This is a genomic window from Micromonospora sp. DT227, from assembly GCF_049841835.1.
Taxonomy (GTDB): domain Bacteria; phylum Actinomycetota; class Actinomycetes; order Mycobacteriales; family Micromonosporaceae; genus Micromonospora.
Genome location: NZ_JBNCLA010000009.1, coordinates 156,996 through 175,265, shown reverse-complemented (window position 1 = coordinate 175,265; position 18,270 = coordinate 156,996). Strand labels below are relative to the sequence as shown.

The 18,270-nt window shown below is 73.9% G+C and carries 16 protein-coding genes; 3 read left to right on the top strand and 13 right to left on the bottom strand.

What is annotated here, in order from left to right; translation table 11 throughout:
* Nucleotides 1-2: 2 nt before the first annotated feature.
* The 3 genes from ACLQ2W_RS26900 to ACLQ2W_RS26890 form a co-directional block, all read right to left on the bottom strand.
* Nucleotides 3-623, bottom strand: coding sequence for an HAD-IA family hydrolase (locus ACLQ2W_RS26900; RefSeq protein WP_281935730.1), 621 nt, complete (start codon nt 621-623; stop codon nt 3-5).
* Entirely contained in the window at nt 620-4,219 is a 3,600-nt protein-coding gene (gene smc / locus ACLQ2W_RS26895) for a chromosome segregation protein SMC (RefSeq protein WP_425789760.1), read from the bottom strand. The genes ACLQ2W_RS26900 and smc overlap by 4 nt, the downstream gene beginning before the upstream one ends.
* A 245-nt stretch (nt 4,220-4,464) precedes the next feature.
* Nucleotides 4,465-4,659: a hypothetical protein gene (locus ACLQ2W_RS26890; RefSeq protein ID WP_107156252.1), complete on the bottom strand. Its 195-nt coding sequence runs from the start codon at nt 4,657-4,659 to the stop codon at nt 4,465-4,467.
* 378 nt (nt 4,660-5,037) lie between these two features.
* Here ACLQ2W_RS26890 and ACLQ2W_RS26885 point away from each other — a divergent pair, with 378 nt between their 5' ends.
* Complete coding sequence (locus ACLQ2W_RS26885; RefSeq protein WP_425789758.1) at nt 5,038-6,408, top strand: CAP domain-containing protein; 1,371 nt, start codon at nt 5,038-5,040, stop codon at nt 6,406-6,408.
* A 78-nt stretch (nt 6,409-6,486) separates the two neighbouring features.
* The gene (locus ACLQ2W_RS26880) at nt 6,487-7,359 is read left to right on the top strand and encodes an endo alpha-1,4 polygalactosaminidase (protein WP_425789756.1); all 873 of its coding nucleotides are present in this window, start codon (nt 6,487-6,489) and stop codon (nt 7,357-7,359) included.
* Nucleotides 7,360-7,411: 52 nt separating this feature from the next.
* Here ACLQ2W_RS26880 and ACLQ2W_RS26875 read toward each other — a convergent pair whose 3' ends face one another.
* The 10 genes from ACLQ2W_RS26875 to rsmD all read right to left on the bottom strand — a co-directional run bounded on the left by ACLQ2W_RS26875 (nt 7,412) and on the right by rsmD (nt 16,982).
* Nucleotides 7,412-8,917 (bottom strand): MFS transporter, encoded by a 1,506-nt coding sequence (locus ACLQ2W_RS26875; protein WP_357301174.1) that lies wholly within the window; start codon nt 8,915-8,917, stop codon nt 7,412-7,414.
* A 202-nt stretch (nt 8,918-9,119) separates the two neighbouring features.
* Nucleotides 9,120-11,327 (bottom strand): MMPL family transporter, encoded by a 2,208-nt coding sequence (locus ACLQ2W_RS26870; protein ID WP_425789753.1) that lies wholly within the window; start codon nt 11,325-11,327, stop codon nt 9,120-9,122.
* 233 nt (nt 11,328-11,560) lie between these two features.
* Entirely contained in the window at nt 11,561-12,418 is an 858-nt protein-coding gene (gene mutM, locus ACLQ2W_RS26865) for a bifunctional DNA-formamidopyrimidine glycosylase/DNA-(apurinic or apyrimidinic site) lyase (RefSeq protein ID WP_425789751.1), read from the bottom strand.
* The gene (rnc, locus tag ACLQ2W_RS26860) at nt 12,411-13,235 is read right to left on the bottom strand and encodes a ribonuclease III (protein WP_425789749.1); all 825 of its coding nucleotides are present in this window, start codon (nt 13,233-13,235) and stop codon (nt 12,411-12,413) included. The genes mutM and rnc overlap by 8 nt, the downstream gene beginning before the upstream one ends.
* Nucleotides 13,232-14,191 (bottom strand): phosphate acyltransferase PlsX, encoded by a 960-nt coding sequence (locus ACLQ2W_RS26855; protein ID WP_425789916.1) that lies wholly within the window; start codon nt 14,189-14,191, stop codon nt 13,232-13,234. The genes rnc and ACLQ2W_RS26855 overlap by 4 nt, the downstream gene beginning before the upstream one ends.
* A gap of 132 nt (nt 14,192-14,323) precedes the next feature.
* Nucleotides 14,324-14,497: a 50S ribosomal protein L32 gene (gene rpmF, locus ACLQ2W_RS26850; RefSeq protein WP_396858650.1), complete on the bottom strand. Its 174-nt coding sequence runs from the start codon at nt 14,495-14,497 to the stop codon at nt 14,324-14,326.
* Between the two features lie 5 nt (nt 14,498-14,502).
* Nucleotides 14,503-15,066 (bottom strand): YceD family protein, encoded by a 564-nt coding sequence (locus tag ACLQ2W_RS26845; protein WP_425789747.1) that lies wholly within the window; start codon nt 15,064-15,066, stop codon nt 14,503-14,505.
* 127 nt (nt 15,067-15,193) lie between these two features.
* Nucleotides 15,194-15,691 (bottom strand): hypothetical protein, encoded by a 498-nt coding sequence (locus ACLQ2W_RS26840; protein WP_425789745.1) that lies wholly within the window; start codon nt 15,689-15,691, stop codon nt 15,194-15,196.
* Between the two features lie 254 nt (nt 15,692-15,945).
* Nucleotides 15,946-16,422 (bottom strand): pantetheine-phosphate adenylyltransferase, encoded by a 477-nt coding sequence (gene coaD, locus ACLQ2W_RS26835; RefSeq protein WP_107156120.1) that lies wholly within the window; start codon nt 16,420-16,422, stop codon nt 15,946-15,948.
* A complete protein-coding gene (rsmD, locus tag ACLQ2W_RS26830; protein WP_425789743.1) occupies nt 16,419-16,982 on the bottom strand; it encodes a 16S rRNA (guanine(966)-N(2))-methyltransferase RsmD in 564 nt (187 codons plus the stop codon). The genes coaD and rsmD overlap by 4 nt, the downstream gene beginning before the upstream one ends.
* A 249-nt stretch (nt 16,983-17,231) precedes the next feature.
* On the opposite strand from rsmD, the gene ACLQ2W_RS26825 reads away from it, so the two are divergent.
* Nucleotides 17,232-18,185 (top strand): cell wall anchor protein, encoded by a 954-nt coding sequence (locus ACLQ2W_RS26825; protein WP_425789741.1) that lies wholly within the window; start codon nt 17,232-17,234, stop codon nt 18,183-18,185.
* Nucleotides 18,186-18,270: the final 85 nt, after the last annotated feature.

Sequence of the window (18,270 nt, the reverse complement as noted above, 5' to 3'; positions counted from 1 at the left end):
GCTCAGTACGCCAGCGCGGCGCGCAGGTAGCGCAGGTCGGCCGGCCCGCTCCACCGGTGTGCGGAGAGGCCGGCGACCCGGGCGCCGGCCACCGCGCGGTCCTGGTCGTCGACGAAGAGCACCCGGCCCGGCGGCGTGTCCAGCGCCGCGCAGGCGGCCTGGAAGTACTCCTTCGCCGGTTTGTGCACACCGATCACCGAGGAGTTGACCACCACGTCCAGCTCGTCGGTCAGGTCCAGCGCGGCCAGGTCGGCGTCGAGCAGGTCGGTGGCGTTGGTGCCCAACCCGACCCGGATGCCGGCCGCCCGCACCTCGCGGACGAACGCGAGCACGTCGGGGTCCACCTCCCCGCGGTAGCGCTGCCACGCCTCGACCGCCGCGCGGGCCCGGGCCGGGTCGCCGACCGACGGGGTCAGCGCGTCCGCCACGCTCGCCATCCACGCGGCGTGGCTCATCCGGCCGGTGAGCACCGGTTGGAGCAGCCCCCAGGACATCGCGATCTCGCCGAGGACCCCCTCGGTGAGCCCGTACTCCCGCTCGACGCCGGCGGCCACCGCCGGGTCCCAGCGGCGCAGCACGCCGTCGAAATCCACCAGGAGCGCCGTGGCGCGTTCCCGACTCACTCGTCTGTCTCCTGCCCGTCGTCCTCGGCCCGGTTGAGCCGCTGGCTGATCACCTGGGTCACGCCGCTGCGCATCGTCACGCCGTAGAGCGCGTCGGCGATCTCCATGGTCCGCTTCTGGTGGGTGATGACGATCAGCTGGCTCTTCTCCCGCAACTGTGCCATCAGCGTGATCAGCCGGCCCAGGTTGACGTCGTCGAGCGCCGCCTCCACCTCGTCCATGATGTAGAACGGGCTGGGCCGGGCGCGGAAGATCGCCACCAGCATGGCCACCGCGGTCAGCGACCGTTCGCCGCCGGAGAGCAGCGAGAGCCGCTTGATCCTCTTGCCCGGCGGCCGGGCCTCGACCTCGACGCCGGTGGTGAGCAGGTCCTCCGGGTCGGTGAGCACCAACCGGCCCTCGCCACCGGGAAAGAGCACGGTGAAGACCTGCTCGAACTCCCGGGCGGTGTCCTCGAACGCGCTGGCGAAGACCTCCAGGATCCGGTCGTCCACGTCCTTGACCACGGTGAGCAGGTCCCGCCGGGTGGCCTTGAGGTCCTCCAGCTGCTCGGACAGGAACTTGAAGCGCTCCTCCAGCGCGGCGAACTCCTCCAGCGCGAGCGGGTTCACCTTGCCGAGCAGGGCCAGTTCCCGTTCCGCCTTGGCGGCCCGCTTCTCCTGCGCCGGCCGCTCGTAGCGGACCGGGTCGGGCACCGGCCGGCCGTCCTTCTCGGCCTGCGCGACGTCCGCGTCGGTCGGTGGCACGAGCTGTGCCGGGCCGTACTCGGCGACCAGCGTGGGCACGTCCAGACCGAAGTCCTCGGCGGCCTTCGCCTCCAACTGCTCGATGCGCATCCGCTGCTCGGCGCGGGCCACCTCGTCCCGGTGCACCTGGCTGGTGAGGCGCTCCAGCTCGGCGGCGAGGCGCTTGGCCGCGCCGCGTACCTCGGACAGCTCGGCCTCGCGGGCGGCGCGCTCGCGGGCGACGGCGTCCCGGTGCTCCTCGGCCCGGGCGAGCGAGACGGTGAGCCGGGTGAGCGCCTCGCGGGCGCCGCCGACCACGGCGCGGGCGATCTCCGCGCCGCGGGTGCGGGCCGCGCGGCGGGCCGCCGCGCGCTCCCGCGCGGCACGTTCGGCGGTCGCCTGCCGGGCCAGCGAGTCGGCCCGGCCGGCGATCGAGGAGACCCGCTCCTCGGCGGTACGCACCGCGAGCCGGACCTCCATCTCGTTCTGCCGGGCCGGCGGCACCATGGCGGCGAGCTGGTCGCGTTCCTCGGTCGACGGTTCGGCGTCGATCGGGGTGACCTCGGCCAGCCGCAGCCGCTCCGCCAGCTCGGCCAGGGCCGTCAGGTCCCGCTCCCGGGCCGCCTCGGCGCGGGCCCGGGAGTCGCCGAGCCGGTCCGTCTCCGCCTTGGCCGACCGGGCGGCCGCGCCCAGCTCGGCGAGACGTCGGGCGGCGGCGTTGCGGTGGCTCTCCGCCTCCCGCTTGGCGGCGGCGGCGTGCTGCACGGCCTCCTTCGCGGCGGTCACCTCGGCCCGCGCCTCGACCAGTTGTTCCCGCAGCTCGGCCGCGGTGTGCTCGGCGGTGGCCCGGTTGGTGCGGGCCTCCTCGACCGCGGCCTGCACCTCGATGAAGCTGGGTGCCTTGGCCGACCCGCCGGCCGCCGCGTACGCCCCGACCACGTCGCCGTCCGGGGTGACCGCGCGCAGCTCCGGGTTCGCGGCGACCAGCTCGGCGGCGGCGGCCAGGTCGTCGACGAGCGCCACGTCCCGCAGCGCCCGGTGCACGGCGGGACGGATCCCGGCCGCGCACTCCACCAGGTCGGGCGCCCAGCGGGCGCCCTCGGGCAGCTTCGGGCGCAGCGCGTCCGCCGAGCCGTCCATGCCGGGCCCGGCGGGGCTGCCGACCAGCAGCCCGGCCCGGCCGGCGTCGGAGATCTTGAGCAGCCGCATCGCCTCGACGGCCTCGTCCACGCCGGTGACCGCGACCGCGTCGGCGAGCCCACCCAGCGCGGCGGCGAGCGCCGCCTCGTCGCCGGGGGCCACGGTGAGCAGCCCGGCGAGGCTGCCGAGCAGGCCGGGCACCTGGTCGGCGCGGGCCAGCAGCGCCCCGGCGCCGTCCTTGCGGCGCAGGCCGAGCGCGAGCGCCTCCTCGCGGGCCTTCCAGGTGGCGGCGTCCTTCTCGGCGGCCCGCTCGGCGTCGACGAGACCGCGCACGGTCGCCTGGGCCCGCTCGTGCGCGGCCACCGCCTCGGCGTGCCGGGCGTCCAGGTCGGCGTTGTCCCGGTCCGCCTCGGTGGACTGCTCGGCGACCGCGTCCAGGTCGGCCTGCGCCTTCTCGGCGCGGCCCAGCGCGTCGGCGTGCGCGGCGGCGAGCCGTTCGATCTCCTCGCCGGCGCTCGTGGTCCGCGCCCGGGCGGAGTTCACCTGGCCGGTCAGCCGGGCCAGCCCCTCGCGCCGGTCGGCGATGGCCTTGGCGGCGGCCACCAGCTCCCGTTCGGCGGCGGCGAGCTGTCGTTCCAGCTCCTGCCGGTGCTCGACCGCCTCGGCGAGCCGGATCTGGTCGTCGGTGAGCGCGGCGCGCAGTTCCTCCTCCTGCTCGCGGACCCGCAGCGACTCCGCCTCGAGTTGCTCCGGGTCGCGGCCGGGCCGCTCGTCGTCGCCGGTGGCGCTGAGGTGCCGCAGGCGCTCCCGGGCGAGCTGTTCGATGGACCGGAACCGCTCCTGCAACGCGGAGAGCTTGTACCAGGTGTCCTGGGCCGCCGCGAGCAGCGGGGCGTCCTCGGCCAGGGCCGCCTCCAGCTCACCGAGGCGGCCCTGCACCTCGCCGTGCTCGCCCTCGATCTGCTCGCGCCGCTCGCGCAGCGCGGTCTCGTCGGCGATCTCCTTGTCCAGCGTGGTCCGCAGTGTGTGCAGGTCGTCGGCGAGCAGCCGGAGCCGGGCGTCGCGCAGGTTGGCCTGGATGGCGGCGGCCCGCCGGGCCACCTCGGCCTGCCGGCCCAGCGGCTTGAGCTGGCGACGCAGCTCGGCGGTGAGGTCGGTGAGCCGGTTGAGGTTCACCTGCATCGCGTCGAGCTTCCGCAGCGCCTTCTCCTTGCGCTTGCGGTGCTTGAGGACGCCGGCCGCCTCCTCGATGAACGACCGCCGGTCCTCCGGCTTGGCGTGCAGCATGCCGTCGAGCCGGCCCTGCCCGACGATGATGTGCATCTCCCGGCCGATGCCCGAGTCGGAGAGCAGCTCCTGGATGTCGAGCAGGCGGCAGGAGTCGCCGTTGATCTCGTACTCGCTCTCGCCGGAGCGGAACATCCGGCGGGTGATGGAGACCTCGGTGTACTCGATCGGCAGCGCGCCGTCGGTGTTGTCGATGGTGAGGGTGACCTCGGCCCGGCCCAGCGGGGCCCGTCCGGCGGTGCCGGCGAAGATGACGTCCTCCATCTTGCCGCCGCGCAGCGCCTTGGCGCCCTGCTCGCCGAGCACCCAGGCGATGGCGTCGACGACGTTGGACTTGCCGGAGCCGTTCGGACCGACCACGCAGGTGATCCCGGGCTCCAGCTTCAACGTCGTGGCGGAGGCGAAGGACTTGAAGCCCTTCACCGTCAGGCTCTTGAGATGCACCTTCTCGATCCTCGTCCGGTGGCCGCCGTACCGTCGCCGGAGCCGCGGACCTGGTGAACCCGCAGACTAACCCGCGGCCGGGACGCCGCCGGCACGCGACCCACCCGGTTTCCGCCGGCGCAATTCCGGAACGCCTCGCAAGATCGATAATTGCGGAAAGGGTACGCACATGGCTGCGCGCCGGCACTGAAGTGTGTCGGCGCGCTTTTCGGTGTGGTGCGATTCAGTTTTCTGGCGACTGGAACTCAGGTCAGCGCGGGCTCGGCGAGACGGAGGAGGTCGTCGGCCTCCGCTGCCGCCGCCGCGAGCCGATCGTTCTCGGCGCGCAGACGCGTGATCTCGAATTCCAGTGCCTGAACCCTGGCTCGCAGTCGGGTGACCTCGTCGAGCAGACGCCGGTCGGACGCTGCACCTACGTGGCCGTAGAGGGCCTTCGCCATGCTGAACTCCTCGATATGCGCTGCCGGAAAGGCCGGCCAACGCGCGCCCATGATGTTCGCGGCTGCCATTCCCGCTGTGTATCGGGACATGGCTGGGCGCGACTGGCGACACCTACATATTGAGCCGAACCCCCCTCCTTCGTCAAGTTGCCGCAGGCCGTAGATCATCTCCACGTCGGCCGGGCCACTCACCGGGGGGCTGCCACAAAGGGCGCGGACACGCTCTGTCCGGACGCCTTCACTGTACGCCCGGGTGTCCGGGAACACCTCCCCCTTCCCGCCCGGTTCGCCTTAACTCTTTCTTAGCCACGTTGCCGCTGCTCGGGCCGCGCCCGTAGCGTCACCCCGGCCCGCAACCGACCCGTGGAGGCGACAGGCGTGTACCGCTGGACCGACCCGATCGACCCGGACGACGCCTCCCGGCGCCCGGAGCCGCCGACCGACCAGGGTCCGGCGTGGCTCACCGACCGGCCCGAGCCGCGGTCGTCGTACCTCTTCGGGGACGAGTCCGGGCAGCCGCCCGCCGGCCACCTGCCGCCCACCCTCGACGCCGGCCGCTACGGCGACACCGCCCGGCCCGGCCACGGCCCGGCCGACGCCACCGAGGCGCACCCGGGCTGGGGCCACCCGGCCGAGCCGGGGTACGGCTCGCCCGCCGGCTACGGCCACGGCGACCAGCCGGGGTACGGCCCCGCCGCCGCGTCCGGCTACGACCAGACCGCCGGCTACCACCAGGCCGCTAGCTACGACCAGACCGGCTACGACCAGCCCCGCTACGACCAGCCCTGTTACGGGCCCGCCGCCGCGCCCGGCCACGACCGGCCCGGCCACGCCCAGGCGCAGCCGCCGTACGACCCCCGGGCGCCGTACGCGCCGGGCGACAGCTACCCGGCGGGCCGGGACCGCTGGAACGGCGAGGAGCCGGCCGGCGGGTGGGAGCAGCCCACCGCCGCCTGGCAGCCGGTGACCGACAACCCGGCCGACGACGACCGGCGCCGGCCGAAGCGGCGACTGTCCCGTCCGTTCGTGATCGGTGGCGCCGCCGCCGCGGCCACCCTCGTGGTGAGCCTGGGCGTGGGCGCGGTGCTGCTGCCCGGCGACGACGGGCCGGCCGAGCGGGCCGCCGTGGACGCGCCGGTGGCCGCCGCCGGGTCGCCGACCGGGGAGTCCGACGCCACGCCCGCCGCGGACGCGTCCGCCTCCGGCTCGGCGTCCGCCAGCCCGTCCACCGCGCCGACCACCGCCAAGCCGAGCCCGACGAGGAAGGTCGCGCCGAAGCCGAGCCGGACCACCGCCCCGTCGCGCCAGCAGCAGCGCAGCAGCGCGCCGAGCGGCACCACCGCCCGGACCACCTCCTCGGGTGGGCTCAGCGCCGAGTTGCAGCAGGTCGTCGACCTGGTCAACCAGGAGCGGGCCAAGGCCGGCTGCAAGGCGCTGGGCGTCGACACCAAGTTGACGCTCGCGGCCCAGCGGCACAGCCAGGACCAGGCCGACCACAAGACCATGACGCACGACGGCAGCGACGGCAGCGACGTCGGGCAGCGGCTCGACCGGGCCGGCTACGCCTGGCGCGCGTACGGCGAGAACGTCGCCTGGAACCAGCAGAGCCCGGCCGCGGTCATGGACGCCTGGATGAACTCCCCCGGCCACCGGGCCAACATCCTGAACTGCTCGTTCACCGAGATCGGGGTGGGCGTGGCACGCAGCAACGGGCCGTACTGGACGCAGGACTTCGGCACCCCGCGCTGACCGGCGCGTCGTGACCGGGCCGGCGCTCGTTGACCGGTCGGGGGCGGCGTCGGGCCGCCCGCGTCCGGGGAGCTGTCGATGCGGATCCGGCCGGCGTACGCCGGGCCGCGCTCCCGGCCGGTCCGCGTCCGCCGACGGGGACCGCGCCGGGGCGTGGCGCTGGCGTTGACCGCGCTGCTGCTCGCCCCGCTCCCGGGCTGCCGGGACCAGCTCGCCCCGCCGCCCGGCGCCCCCACCTCGTGGCCGGCCGCGCTGGCCCGTCGCTGGGCGTGGCAGTGGCAGCTCACCAGCCCGGTCGACGTCTCGGTCGCGGCGGACGTCTTCCTCCTCGACCCGGTCGTCACCACCTCGACCGAGACCGCCGCGCTGCGGGCCAGGGGGCGCCGGCTGGTCTGTCAGGTCCGGGTCGGCACGTACGCGACAGGCGACCCGGACGCCGCCCGCTTCCCGGCCGCGGTGCGCGGCGCGGCGGTGCCGGGTCGGCCCGGTAGCCGGTTCCTGGACGTCCGGCGCTGGGACTCGCTGGAGCCGGTGCTGGCCGACCGGTTCCGGCTCTGCCGGGGCAAGGGCTTCGGCGCGGTGGCGCTGTCCGACGTGGACGGCTTCCGGCACCGCTCCGGTTTCCCGCTCGGCTTCGACGAGCAGGTGCTGTTCAACCGTCGGCTGGCCGGGCTGGCCCGACGGTTCGACCTCTCCCCCGGCCTGGTCGACGACGTGACGCAGGTGGCGGCGCTGGCGCCCGACTTCGACTTCGCGGTCAACCAGGAGTGCGTCCGTCGGCGCGAGTGCGCGAAGCTGCTGCCGTTCGTCGACGCGCACAAGCCGGTCTTCCACGTCGAGTACGTCGGCGAGCCGGCCACGTTCTGCGTCACCTCGGTCGGCTACGGCTTCGCGTCCATCCGCAAGGACCGCGCCCTCGACGCCTGGCGGGCGCCCTGCCCGCTGCCGTGAACGCGGCACCGCCCCCGCCCGTCGTGGGCGGGGGCGGTGGGCGTGGTCGGGGTCAGCCGGCGCTCGCGCCGGTGGTCGAGGTCGGGCTGCCGGCGTCGCGCTGCGACGGCAGGTCGGGGTGTTCGGCGCTGAGCGGGGTGGCCAGGTCCTCCAGGGACTTGCCTTCCGCCTTGACGCCGAGCGCCAGCTCCACCAGACCACCGATGATCATGATGGTGGCGCCGATGACGAACGCGATCACGGTGTCGCCGACCTGGCCGCTGCCGACCAGCTTGGCGAAGAGCAGCGGGCCGGTGATGCCACCGGCGGCGGTGCCGATCGCGTAGAAGAACGCGATCGCCATGGCCCGGGTCTCCATCGGGAAGATCTCGCTGACCGTCAGGTACGCCGCGCTGGCCCCCGCCGAGGCGAAGAAGAGCACCACGCACCAGCAGGCGGTCATGGTCACCGCGCTGAGCACGCCGGAGTGGAACAGCCAGGCGGTGCCGAGCAGCAGCACGCCCGAGCCGATGTACGAGCCGGCGATCATCGGCACCCGGCCGACCGTGTCGAACAGCTTGCCGAGCAGCAGCGGGCCGAGCAGGTTGCCGACCGCGATCACCGCGAAGTAGTAGCCGCTGTTGCCGGGCGGGACGTCGAAGAAGGTCTCCAGGATCTGGGCGAAGCCGAACGTGATCGCGTTGTAGAGGAACGCCTGCCCGATGAAGAGCGAGAAGCCCAGCGTGGCGCGCTTCGGGTAGCGGCGGAACAGCGTCTTCGCGATCTCCAGGAAGTTCGTGCTCTTCCGCTGCCGGATCTCGATGTAGTTGTCGGCCTCGGCGAGGTCCTTGCCGGTCTCCCGTTCCACCTCGGCCTCGACCGAGTCGACGAGGTGGTTCGCCTCGTCCGCCCGACCGTGGATGAACAACCAGCGTGGGCTCTCCGGCACGTGCCGGCGGACCAGCAGGATCACCACGCCGAGCACCGCGCCCATGCCGAACGCCACCCGCCAGCCGAGGTTGGTCGGCAGGCCGTTGAGCAGCGGTACGGTCAGCAGCGCGCCGACCGCCGCGCCGAGCCAGAACGTGCCGTTGATGATGATGTCGATCCGGCCGCGGTGGCGGGCCGGGATCAGCTCGTCGATGGCCGAGTTGATGGCCGCGTACTCACCGCCGATGCCCATGCCGGTGAGGAACCGGAACAGGAAGAACCACCAGGTGTCGAACGAGAGCGCGGTGAGCGCGGTGGCCACCAGGTAGAGCCCCAGCGTCAGCAGGAACAGCTTCTTGCGGCCGAACCGGTCGGTGAGCCAGCCGAAGAAGAGCGCGCCGGTGCACGCGCCGGCCACGTAGAGCGCGGCGGCCAGGCCGGTGACCTGGCTCTGGGTGATGTCCAGACCGCTGCCCGGCTCGGCCAGCTTCCCGGACAGGTTGCCGACGATGGTCACCTCGAGACCGTCGAGGATCCACACCGTCCCGAGACCGATCACGATCATCCAGTGCCAGCGGGACCACGGCAGCCGGTCGAGGCGGGCCGGGACGTTGGTCCGGACGGTGCCTGTCGACACGTCGGTGCTCATGACGCCCGCCGGAGCGCTTCGGGAGCCGGGGCGGAAGTAAGCGCCTCCGGCGAGAGCTGTTCATCCATGGCCGCCCAGATGCCCCGCCGTTCGGCGCGTTAATCCTGTCCAGCGGTTCCCGGCTGGGCGTGGGCTGGGTGCCGGGTGGGAGCGCGCTGAGCGGCCGGACGGGGGCCGGATCGGACGATCCGGCCCCCGTCGGTCAGCGGGCGCCGACCAGTTCCGGCGCCGGCGCGGGCGGCGGCTCGGTCGGCGGGGCGGCCACCCGGCGGCGCAGGAACCGCGGTGCCCACCAGTTCGCGTCGCCCAGCAGCGTCATCACCGACGGCAGCACCACCGCGCGGATGATCGTGGCGTCCAGCAGGATCGCCGCCGCCAGCCCGATGCCGAGCTGCTTGAAGTCGATCATGCTGAGCGTGGCGAAGATCGAGAAGACCCCGACCATAACGATCGCCGCGCTGGTCACCACCGGCGCCGAGGACGTGATCCCGTACGCCACCGCCTCCCGGTTGGGCATGCCCCGGTCCACCGCCTCGCGGATCCGGCTGACCACGAAGACGTGGTAGTCCATGGAGAGCCCGAACAGCACCACGAACAGGAACAGCGGCAGCCAGGTGACGATCGCGTCCATCGAGGTGAACCCGAGCAGCCCCTCCGCCCAGTGGCTCTGGAAGACCAGCACCAGCAGCCCGTACGCGGCGCCGACGGAGAGCAGGTTCAGCAGGATCGAGGTGAGCGCCACCACCACCGACCGGAACGTCCAGCCCATCACCAGGAACGTCAGCGCCAGCACGAACGCCGCGACCACCGGCAGCTTCGCCCAGATGTGGTCGGCGTAGTCCTCGCTGGCGGCCACCCCGCCGCCGACCGCGTACTCCACGCCGGGAACGCCGTCCAGGGCGGCCGGCACCAGGTCGTCACGCAGCTCGTGCAGGGAGCGGGACGCCTCGTCCGAGCGGCTGGCGAACGGGGTGGCCACCTCCAGCACCGACACCCGCCGGTCCGTCGACACCCGGATCTCCGGGGCGTCCCCCTCGGCCGGCGCGAAGAGCGGGTCGGCGCCGGTGCGGGCGGCCAGCCCGGTGAGCGCGGCCCGCACCCGGTCGGCCTGGTCGGCGGGCGCCCGCACGGCCACCGTGTGGCTGGTGCCGTTGCTCGGGAAGGCCGCCGCGAGCCGGTCGTACGCCTGCATGGCCGCCGTGGTGCGCGGCACGTCCTCGGTCCCGGGGAACTTCAGCTTCATGCCCAGCGCGGGCGCGGCCAGGGCGAGCAGCAGCGCCACCGACACCAGCAGGGTGGCCACCGGCGCGCGCAGCGCGGGCCGGAGCACCGCCGGCCAGAAGCGGGGACGCCGCCCGGCACGCGGGGTGGTGAGCCGCCAGAGCAGCGGGACCCGGGGCCGGTCCACCCACCGGCCCAGCTTGGCCAGCAGCGCCGGCAGCACGGTCAGCGAGCCGAGCACCGCCACCGCGACCACCAGGATCGAGCCGACCGCCAGCGACGAGAAGATCGCGTCCTGGGCGAGCAGCAAGCCGGCCATCGCGATGATCACGGCGGTGCCGGAGACCACCACGGCGTGCCCGGACGTCTCCGCCGCGACCTCCACCGCGTCCAGGCCGGACCGTCCCTTCGCCCGTTCCTCGCGCTCGCGCCGCACGTAGAACAGCGAGTAGTCGACGCCCACCGCCATGCCGATCAGCAGGATCACGCTGGCCGTGGTGTCGGTGGCCGGCACCAGGTGCGAGGCGAGCGTGGAGAGGCCCATCGCGGCGGCCACCGAGGAGAGCGCGAGCAGCACCGGCACGCCGGCGGCGATCAACGCGCCGAACGCGATGATCAGGATGGCCAGCGTCACCGGCAGGCTGAGCAGCTCGGCCCGCTTGAAGTCCTTGCCGAGCGTGTCGTCGAGCGCCTTGTCGATCGACGGGCCGCCGACCTCCTCCACCCGCAACCCCGGATGGGCCGCCTGCACGCCGGCGGTGGCGTCCCGCAGCGGCCCCACCCGGTCCCCGGCGGTCTCCGGGTCGCCGGACATGGTGATCGGCAGCAGCAACGCGCTCCCGTCCCGGGACGACATCGGCGTACCCACCGACGCGACGCCCCCGACCTGCCGCAGCCGGTCCGCGGCGTCCTGCGCGGCGGCCTTCGCCGCGGCCGGGTCGAGCCCGCCCGACCGCGCGGTGATCAGCACGTTCTCGGTGGCCGCCCGGTGGAAGCCGCCGTCGTCGACGATCAGCTCGGCCCGCCCGAACTCGCCGATCGCCTGATCCGCGTCGGTGGCCTCGTTCAGCCCGGCGGCGTTGCCGCCGAGGAAGCACACCGCCACGAACACCACCCACAGCGCGATGGCCCGCCACGGATGCTCCGCACTCCACCGTGCCACCCGCACGGTCACCGGTCGCCTGCCCATATCCGGGTCCCCCTCCAGCCGTCGGCCCCGTGCCGACGTCTGGATACGCTAGGCAGCCGACGGAGCCCGGACATCGGGGAACGGCCCCCGCTCCTCCCCGATAGGGCTGGCCCTACCAGGCGGCCGGAACCGGCCGCGCCGGTCGGGGGAAAAAGGACATTCAGGGTACGTCGCGGCGGCCCCCGGCCCCGGTCCGGCGCAGCACACCGGCGCAACCCCGAACCGGCTCGGGGTCATCCCCGGAGGGTGCCCCGGGGACGCGGCTGGCAGCGCGGGCAGCTGTAGGAGGAACGGTTCATGAACGCCTCCCGCCGGATCGGCGCGCCACAGCGCGGGCAGGGCCCGCCCTCCCGGCCGTACGCGTTCAACGACCTGTCGAAGTAGCCGCTCTCGCCGTTGACGTTCACGTACAGCTCGTCGAAGCTGGTGCCGCCCTGCTTGATCGCCTCGCCGAGCACGTCCCGCACGTGGCCAAGCAGCCGCAGCGCCGCCGGCCGGGTCAGCGCGTCGGTCGGCCGGGCGCCGTGCAGCTTCGCCCGCCACAGCGCCTCGTCGGCGTAGATGTTGCCCACGCCGGAGATCAGCGTCTGGTCGAGCAGCGCCCGCTTGACCTCCGTACGCCGACGGCGCAACGCGGCCACGAACGCGTCGTCGGAGAACTCCGGGTCCATCGGGTCCCGGGCGATGTGCGCGATCTCGGCCGGCAGCTCCGCCCCGCCGTCGGAGACGGACAGCCCGCCGAACGTGCGCTGGTCGACGAAGCGCAGCTCCGGGCCGTCGTCGGCGAACCGGAACCGGACCCGCAGGTGCAGCTCGTCGGCCGCGCCGACCGGTTGCAGCAGCAACTGCCCGGACATGCCCAGGTGGCCGATCACCGCGTCCCCGCTGTCCAACGGCAGCCAGAGATACTTGCCCCGGCGGCGGACGTCGGTGATCGTCCGGCCGGCCAGCACGTCGGCGAAGTGCGCGCCGCCCGGCGCGTGCCGGCGTACCGCCCGGGGATGGCGCACCTCGACGGCGCTGATCCGTCGGCCGACCACCCACTCGGCCAGCCCCTGCCGGACGGTTTCGACCTCGGGCAGCTCAGGCACGGCCGGCGCCCGCCTCGGCGTCCTCCGGGTCGACCGCCGCCCCGGCCTCGGTCACCCCGGCCTCGGCCGCCGCCCGCGCCTCGGCCTCGGCCCGCGCGGTCGCCTCCGCCTGCTCGGTGAGCATCCGCCAGGCCGACTCGGCGGCCCGCTGCTCGGCCTCCTTCTTGCTGCGCCCCTCCGCGCCGCCGTACCGGTTGCCGGCCACCACCACCCAGGCGGTGAACGTCTTCAGGTGGTCCGGTCCGGTGCCCTCGATCCGGTACTCCGGCACGCCCAGCCCCAGCGCGGCGGTCAACTCCTGGAGGCTGGTCTTCCAGTCCAGTGCCGCGCCCCGCCCGGCCGACTCCGCCATCAGCGGGTCGAAGAGGCGGTGGATCACGATGGCGGCGGTGTCCAGGCCGTACTGGAGGTAGATGGCGCCGAGCAGCGCCTCCAGCGTGTCGGCCAGGATGCTCGCCTTGTCCCGACCGCCGGTGGCCTCCTCGCCCTTGCCGAGCAGCAGGTACGCGCCCAGCCCGTCCGGGCCGAGGCCACGCGCCACGTCGGCCAGCGCGCGCATGTTGACCACGCTGGCCCGCAGCTTCGCCAACTGCCCCTCGGGCAGGTCCGGGTGGTTGTGGAAGAGCGCGGTGGTGATCACCACGCCGAGGACCGAGTCGCCGAGGAACTCCAGCCGCTCGTTGGTGGGCAGCCCGCCGTTCTCGTACGCGTACGAGCGGTGGGTGAGGGCGCGTTCCAGCAGCTCCGGGTCGAGCGACACCCCGAAGGCCGCCTCGAGGAGGCCGACGGGAGCACGCCGCCGCTTGTCGTTGGTCATGGTGCTACCTCGGTGTCGTTGCGGTCAGGTGCGGGATCGTGCGGGATCTCGGCGAGCAGGGCACGGATCGTGCCGGCGGCGTCACGACGCCAGAGGTGGGCGGCCAGCGCGATGCCCGAGGCGACGTCGTCCGGGCCGGCCGAGCCGTGGCACACCACCACCGTGCCGGCCACCCCGAGCAGGGCCGCCGCGCGCGGCGCACCGCCGCCGACCGGCGGCCCACCGGCCATGGCGTACGCGCCCTCGATGGCCTTCAGCAGGACGTTGCCGGTGAAGCCGTCGGTCACCACCACGTCGGCGCGACCGCCCAGGGAGAGGTCGAACCCCTCGACGAGGCCGACGTAGCGGGCGCCGCAGGGCAGTGGCACGGCGCCCAGCGCCGGGTCGGCGGCCCGGCGCAGGCGGTCCCCCTTGCCGGCCTCGTGGCCGACGGAGAGCAGGCCCACCCGGGGCGCGACGACGCCGTGCGCCACCGCCGCGTAGGCGGCGCCGAGGACGGCGTGCCGGACCAGCGTGGCGGGGCCGGGTTCGAGTGTGCCGCCGACGTCCAGCAGGACCACCGGCCCGGCGACCGCCGGCAGCGTGGCGACCAGCGCGGGTCGGCGTACCCCGGTCCAGCGGCCCAGGCCGAGCGCGGCGGCGGTGACGGTGGCTCCGGTCGAGCCGGCGGAGACCACGGCGTCGGCGAGCCCGTCGTGGACGGCCTGCACGGCCGTGCGTACCGTGCTCTCGCCGCGTGCGGCGGTCGGATGGTCGGCCATGCCGACGGCGGCCCGCACCGGGCGGACCGTGACCCGGGCGCGGTGCGCCGGGTCGAGCGCAGCGATCAGCCCGTCGGCCACCTCGATCGGGCCGACGAGCATCAGGCGCAGGTCAGGGTCGGTGCGCACCGCCCGCAGAGCGCCGTCAACCACGACGGCGGGAGCATCGTCCCCGCCGAGGAGGTCGACGGCGATCCGCGCGGTGCCCGGCTCCGTCGGCCCGCCGGCCGGGGAACGGCCGGCGGCGGAGGGAGCCGGGGCACCGGGCGTGAGCCGTGGTGCGCGCGCCGCCCGACCGGTGGTCGGGGGCGTCACTCGGCGTCCAGGTCAGACCTCGAGAACCTGGCGGCCGTTGTACGTGCCGCAGACGGAGCAGGCGGTGTGCGGCAGCTTCGGCGACTTGCACTGCGGGCAGGCAACGGTGGACACCGCCGTGGCCTTCCAGTTCGCCCGGCGGGCGCGGGTGTTGCTGCGCGACATCTTGCGCTTGGGGACGGCCACGGTTCCTACTCCTCTGTACTGGTCAGTTGCGACAGGCCCGCCCAACGCGGGTCGACCTGCTGGTGACTGTGGTCGGCCGGCAGATCGTCCCAGTGCACCCCACACTCGGGGCACAGCCCTGGGCAGTCCTCCCGGCAGAGCGGGTTGGTCGGCAGCGCGAGCACCACCGCGTCCCGCAACGCCGGCTCCAGGTCGATCAGATCGCCCTGCATCCGGCCCACCTCGTCCTCGTCGGTCGTCTCGTCCGTGGTGCTGTCCTCGTACGCGTACAGCTCCTGGACGTTGACGGCCACCGAGTCGTCGATCTCGCGCAGGCAGCGACCGCACTCGCCCTTGACGGGACCGGTGACGGTCCCGGAGACGAGCACGCCCTCGGACACCGACTGCAACCTCAGATCGAGGTCGAGGTCCGCGCCCGCCGGCACGCCGATCAACTCCACACCGAGGTCCGCCGGTGCCGTCACGACCCGCCGGAGCTCACGCAACGCGCCAGGGCGACGCGGCAGGTCCCTCGTGTCGAGGACCAGCGGCGCCCTGGGGTCGAGTTGGCGAGGCGAATGTTTGGGCATAGTCAGACTCCGGCCGGTGAGAGGCCGACAAAAAAGGTTACCTGGGAGACGGGCGGACCGTCGAACCGGGGGCGTGTCCGCCCCGGCCCGGCGGCAGCCGGCTGTCGGCGACCGGCCCGCGCGCCGCTCAGAAGGGTAGCGGGCGGTCGGCCTCGTCCCCACCGAAGGTGCCGATCTCACGCAGCGCGTGCATCTTGTCCCGGCCGCGCTCTATCGAGGCCAACGCCCGGGTGAGGAACTGCTCGAAGTTGGCCAGCGCGGTGTCGACGTAGTCGTCCACCTCCTCGCGGAGGCGCTGCGCCTCGGCCCGCGCCTCACCGATGATCCGGGCGCCCTCGTGCTCGGCGGAGACCGTGATCTCGTTCACCGAGACCAGGCGGGCGTGTTCCGCCTCACCCTCGCTGATGATCCGGTCGGCCTCGCGCTTGCCGGCCTCCATGATCTTGTCCCGTTCCTCCAGCAGCGCGGCGGCCCGGCGCAGGTCGGCGGGGAGCTCGGCGCGCAGCTCGTCGAGCACGGCGATCATCTCACCGCGGTCGACCATGCAGTTGTTGCGCGACATCGGGACGGAGCGGGCCTGCTCCACCATGGCGATCAGTTCGTCGATGCGATCGAGCGGGTCCACCGGCGCCTCACTCCTGTCTTCGTCGGCCGCCCTCCATGATGCGGCCTGCGCCCGGTTCCGGCGCTGCCCCCATCATGTCGCGCCCCGCCCACTCCCGCCCCACCCCGCCCACCCGGCGCGCCGCCCCCGCCTCCACCCCCGCCTCCACCCCCGCCCCACCCCCGCCGTTGATCTTGCACTTTCCGCCCCGACATCTGGCGCGAAAGGGACACCTGCCGGGCCGCAAGTGCAAGATCGGCGAGGTTGGGGGCGGGTCAGGGGCGGAGGCGGGCTACGAGCTGCTCGCGGACCAGGTCGGGGACGTGCGCGGAGATGTCGCCGCCCCACTTGGCCACGTCCTTGACCAGGCTGGAGGAGAGGAAGGAGTAGAGCGGGTTGGTCGGCATGAAGAGCGTCTCCACGCCGGCCAGGCCGATGTTCATCTGGGCCATCTGCAACTCGTAGTCGAAGTCGCTGACCGCCCGCAGGCCCTTGATCAACACGCTCGCCTGCTGGTCCCGGCAGAAGTCGACGAGCAGGCCGCGGAACGACTCCACCCGGACGTTGTCGTACGAGGCGGTCACCTCGCGGAGCATCGTGATCCGCTCCTCGACCGTGAACAACCCCTGCTTCGACTGGTTGACCAGCACGCCGACGATCACCTCGTCGAAGAGCCGGCTGGCCCGGCCGACGATGTCGAGATGACCATTGGTGACCGGGTCGAACGAGCCCGGGCAGACCGCACGTCTCATGATCGGCGACCGTACCAAAGGGTGGTCTCGCCGTAGCGGCGACTGCGTTCCGGCGTGACGCCCTCCACCCAGTCGACCGGTCCGGATCGGCGGGACCGCTCGACGACCACCAGGGCGTCCGGGGCGAGCCAGTCGCCGTCGACCAGCGCGGCCAGCATCGCGGTGATCTCCGCGGCCGGCACCGCGTACGGCGGGTCGGCGAAGACCACGTCGTACGGCGCGCCGTCCGGCCCGGCCGCCAGCACGCCGGCCACCTTGCCGGTGACCAGGCGGGCGGCCGGCGCGGCCCGGAGCATGGCGATGTTCTCCCGGATCACCCGGGCGGCCCGGGCGTCCGACTCGACCAGCAGCACGTGCGCCGCGCCCCGGGACAGCGCCTCCAGCCCGACCGCGCCGGAGCCGGCGAACAGGTCGACGAAGCGCGCCCCGGCCAGGTCGAGATCGGCCTGCACGGCGCTGAACAGCGCCTCCCGCACCCGGTCCGAGGTCGGTCGGGTGCCGGCGCCGGGCGGCGCGGCGATCCGCCGCCCACCGAACGCGCCGGCCACGATCCGGGTCACCGTCGTTCCCTCCGCATGCCCCGACGCTACGCGACCGCCGACACGGGACGGGCGGACCACCGGGAGCAACGGTTCGTGACGCCCCGTACATTTATTATCTCGAATTCATAACGGACCCTTTACGACCCGTAGATCGCGGTAACGCCCGCAGTGTCGATCTCGCTAGGGTCTGCCCGGTTGCCGCGTGGACGCGTGACTCCGGTCCGTCCGCCGCACCTCTCTCCGCACCTCCCCTCATCAGGAGAAGACGTGAACCGTCTCAACCTCCGGCGTGCCGCCGTCCTCACCGCCGGCGCGCTGATCGGCCTCGCGGGCGTCGCCACCACGGCCGCCCCGGCCGCGGCCCACCACCCCGAACCGTCCGGCAGCTTCTGCGCCACCAAGGACGGCACGGTCACCGTCACCTGGTCGGTGACCAGCAGCGAGACCGACATCTCCGGCCGCATCACCAAGCTCGAGTCCACCGTGCCCGGTGACATCACCGGCGGCCTGAGCGTCGGCGCGGAGCTGAAGAAGCAGAGCGACGGGCCGCTGACCGGCACCCAGACCCACACGTTCACCGGTGAGATCCCCGAGCTGAAGCTGACCGTCGGGGCGCACTGGGAGCGGGGCCGGCAGTCGCACGACGGTGAGCGCACCGTGGTGGCCCGGCCCAGCCGCAACTGCGAGGTCGTGGAGAGCCCGTCGCCGTCGCCCAGCTCGCCGTCGCCGAGCGCCACGCCGGAGCCGACCCGGTCGCCGGAGCAGCCCACCCCGACGCCGTCCGCGTCCGTCTCCACGCCGCCGAGCCCGTCCGCGACGCCGTCCGCCCCGGCCGAGCCGGCGGAGCCGATCTTCAAGCTGGACCAGGACTGCGACTCGATGACCTTCATCGTGGAGAACCCGGCGAAGGGCATCCCCTTCACCGCCACGCTGACCACCGAGAAGGGCGTCACCAGGAAGCTCACCTCCGCGCCGGGCACGACCACCTCGGTCGAGTTCGACGCCTACCGGGGCCTCAAGGTCACCGTGAAGTACGACGTGGTCGCCGACGCCGAGACCGTCCCGTACACCCAGCCGGAGGACTGCTCCGGCCAGGGCGGCGGCCTGCCGGTGACCGGCCCGGCCGCCGGCGCGATCGCCGGTGGCGCCGCGTTGCTGCTGGCCGCCGGCGCGGTGCTGTTCGTGGTGGCCCGCCGCCGCCGGATCCGCTTCACCGCCTGACCCGCCCACACCGCCGCGAGGGCGCGTCGACCACCCGGTCGGCGCGCCCTCGCATCCCAACACCTCACGGGCCTCACGCGCCTGT

Excerpts from the sequence above, each read along its gene's own strand:
- rnc (WP_425789749.1), bottom strand. The coding sequence starts at position 13,235 with ATGACCAACGACAAGCGGCGGCGTGCTCCCGTCGGCCTCCTCGAGGCG.
- ACLQ2W_RS26870 (WP_425789753.1), bottom strand. The coding sequence starts at position 11,327 with ATGGGCAGGCGACCGGTGACCGTGCGGGTGGCACGGTGGAGTGCGGAG.
- ACLQ2W_RS26890 (WP_107156252.1), bottom strand. The coding sequence starts at position 4,659 with ATGGCGAAGGCCCTCTACGGCCACGTAGGTGCAGCGTCCGACCGGCGT.
- ACLQ2W_RS26845 (WP_425789747.1), bottom strand. The coding sequence starts at position 15,066 with ATGCCCAAACATTCGCCTCGCCAACTCGACCCCAGGGCGCCGCTGGTC.
- ACLQ2W_RS26880 (WP_425789756.1), top strand. The coding sequence starts at position 6,487 with ATGCGGATCCGGCCGGCGTACGCCGGGCCGCGCTCCCGGCCGGTCCGC.
- coaD (WP_107156120.1), bottom strand. The coding sequence starts at position 16,422 with ATGAGACGTGCGGTCTGCCCGGGCTCGTTCGACCCGGTCACCAATGGT.
- ACLQ2W_RS26875 (WP_357301174.1), bottom strand. The coding sequence starts at position 8,917 with ATGAGCACCGACGTGTCGACAGGCACCGTCCGGACCAACGTCCCGGCC.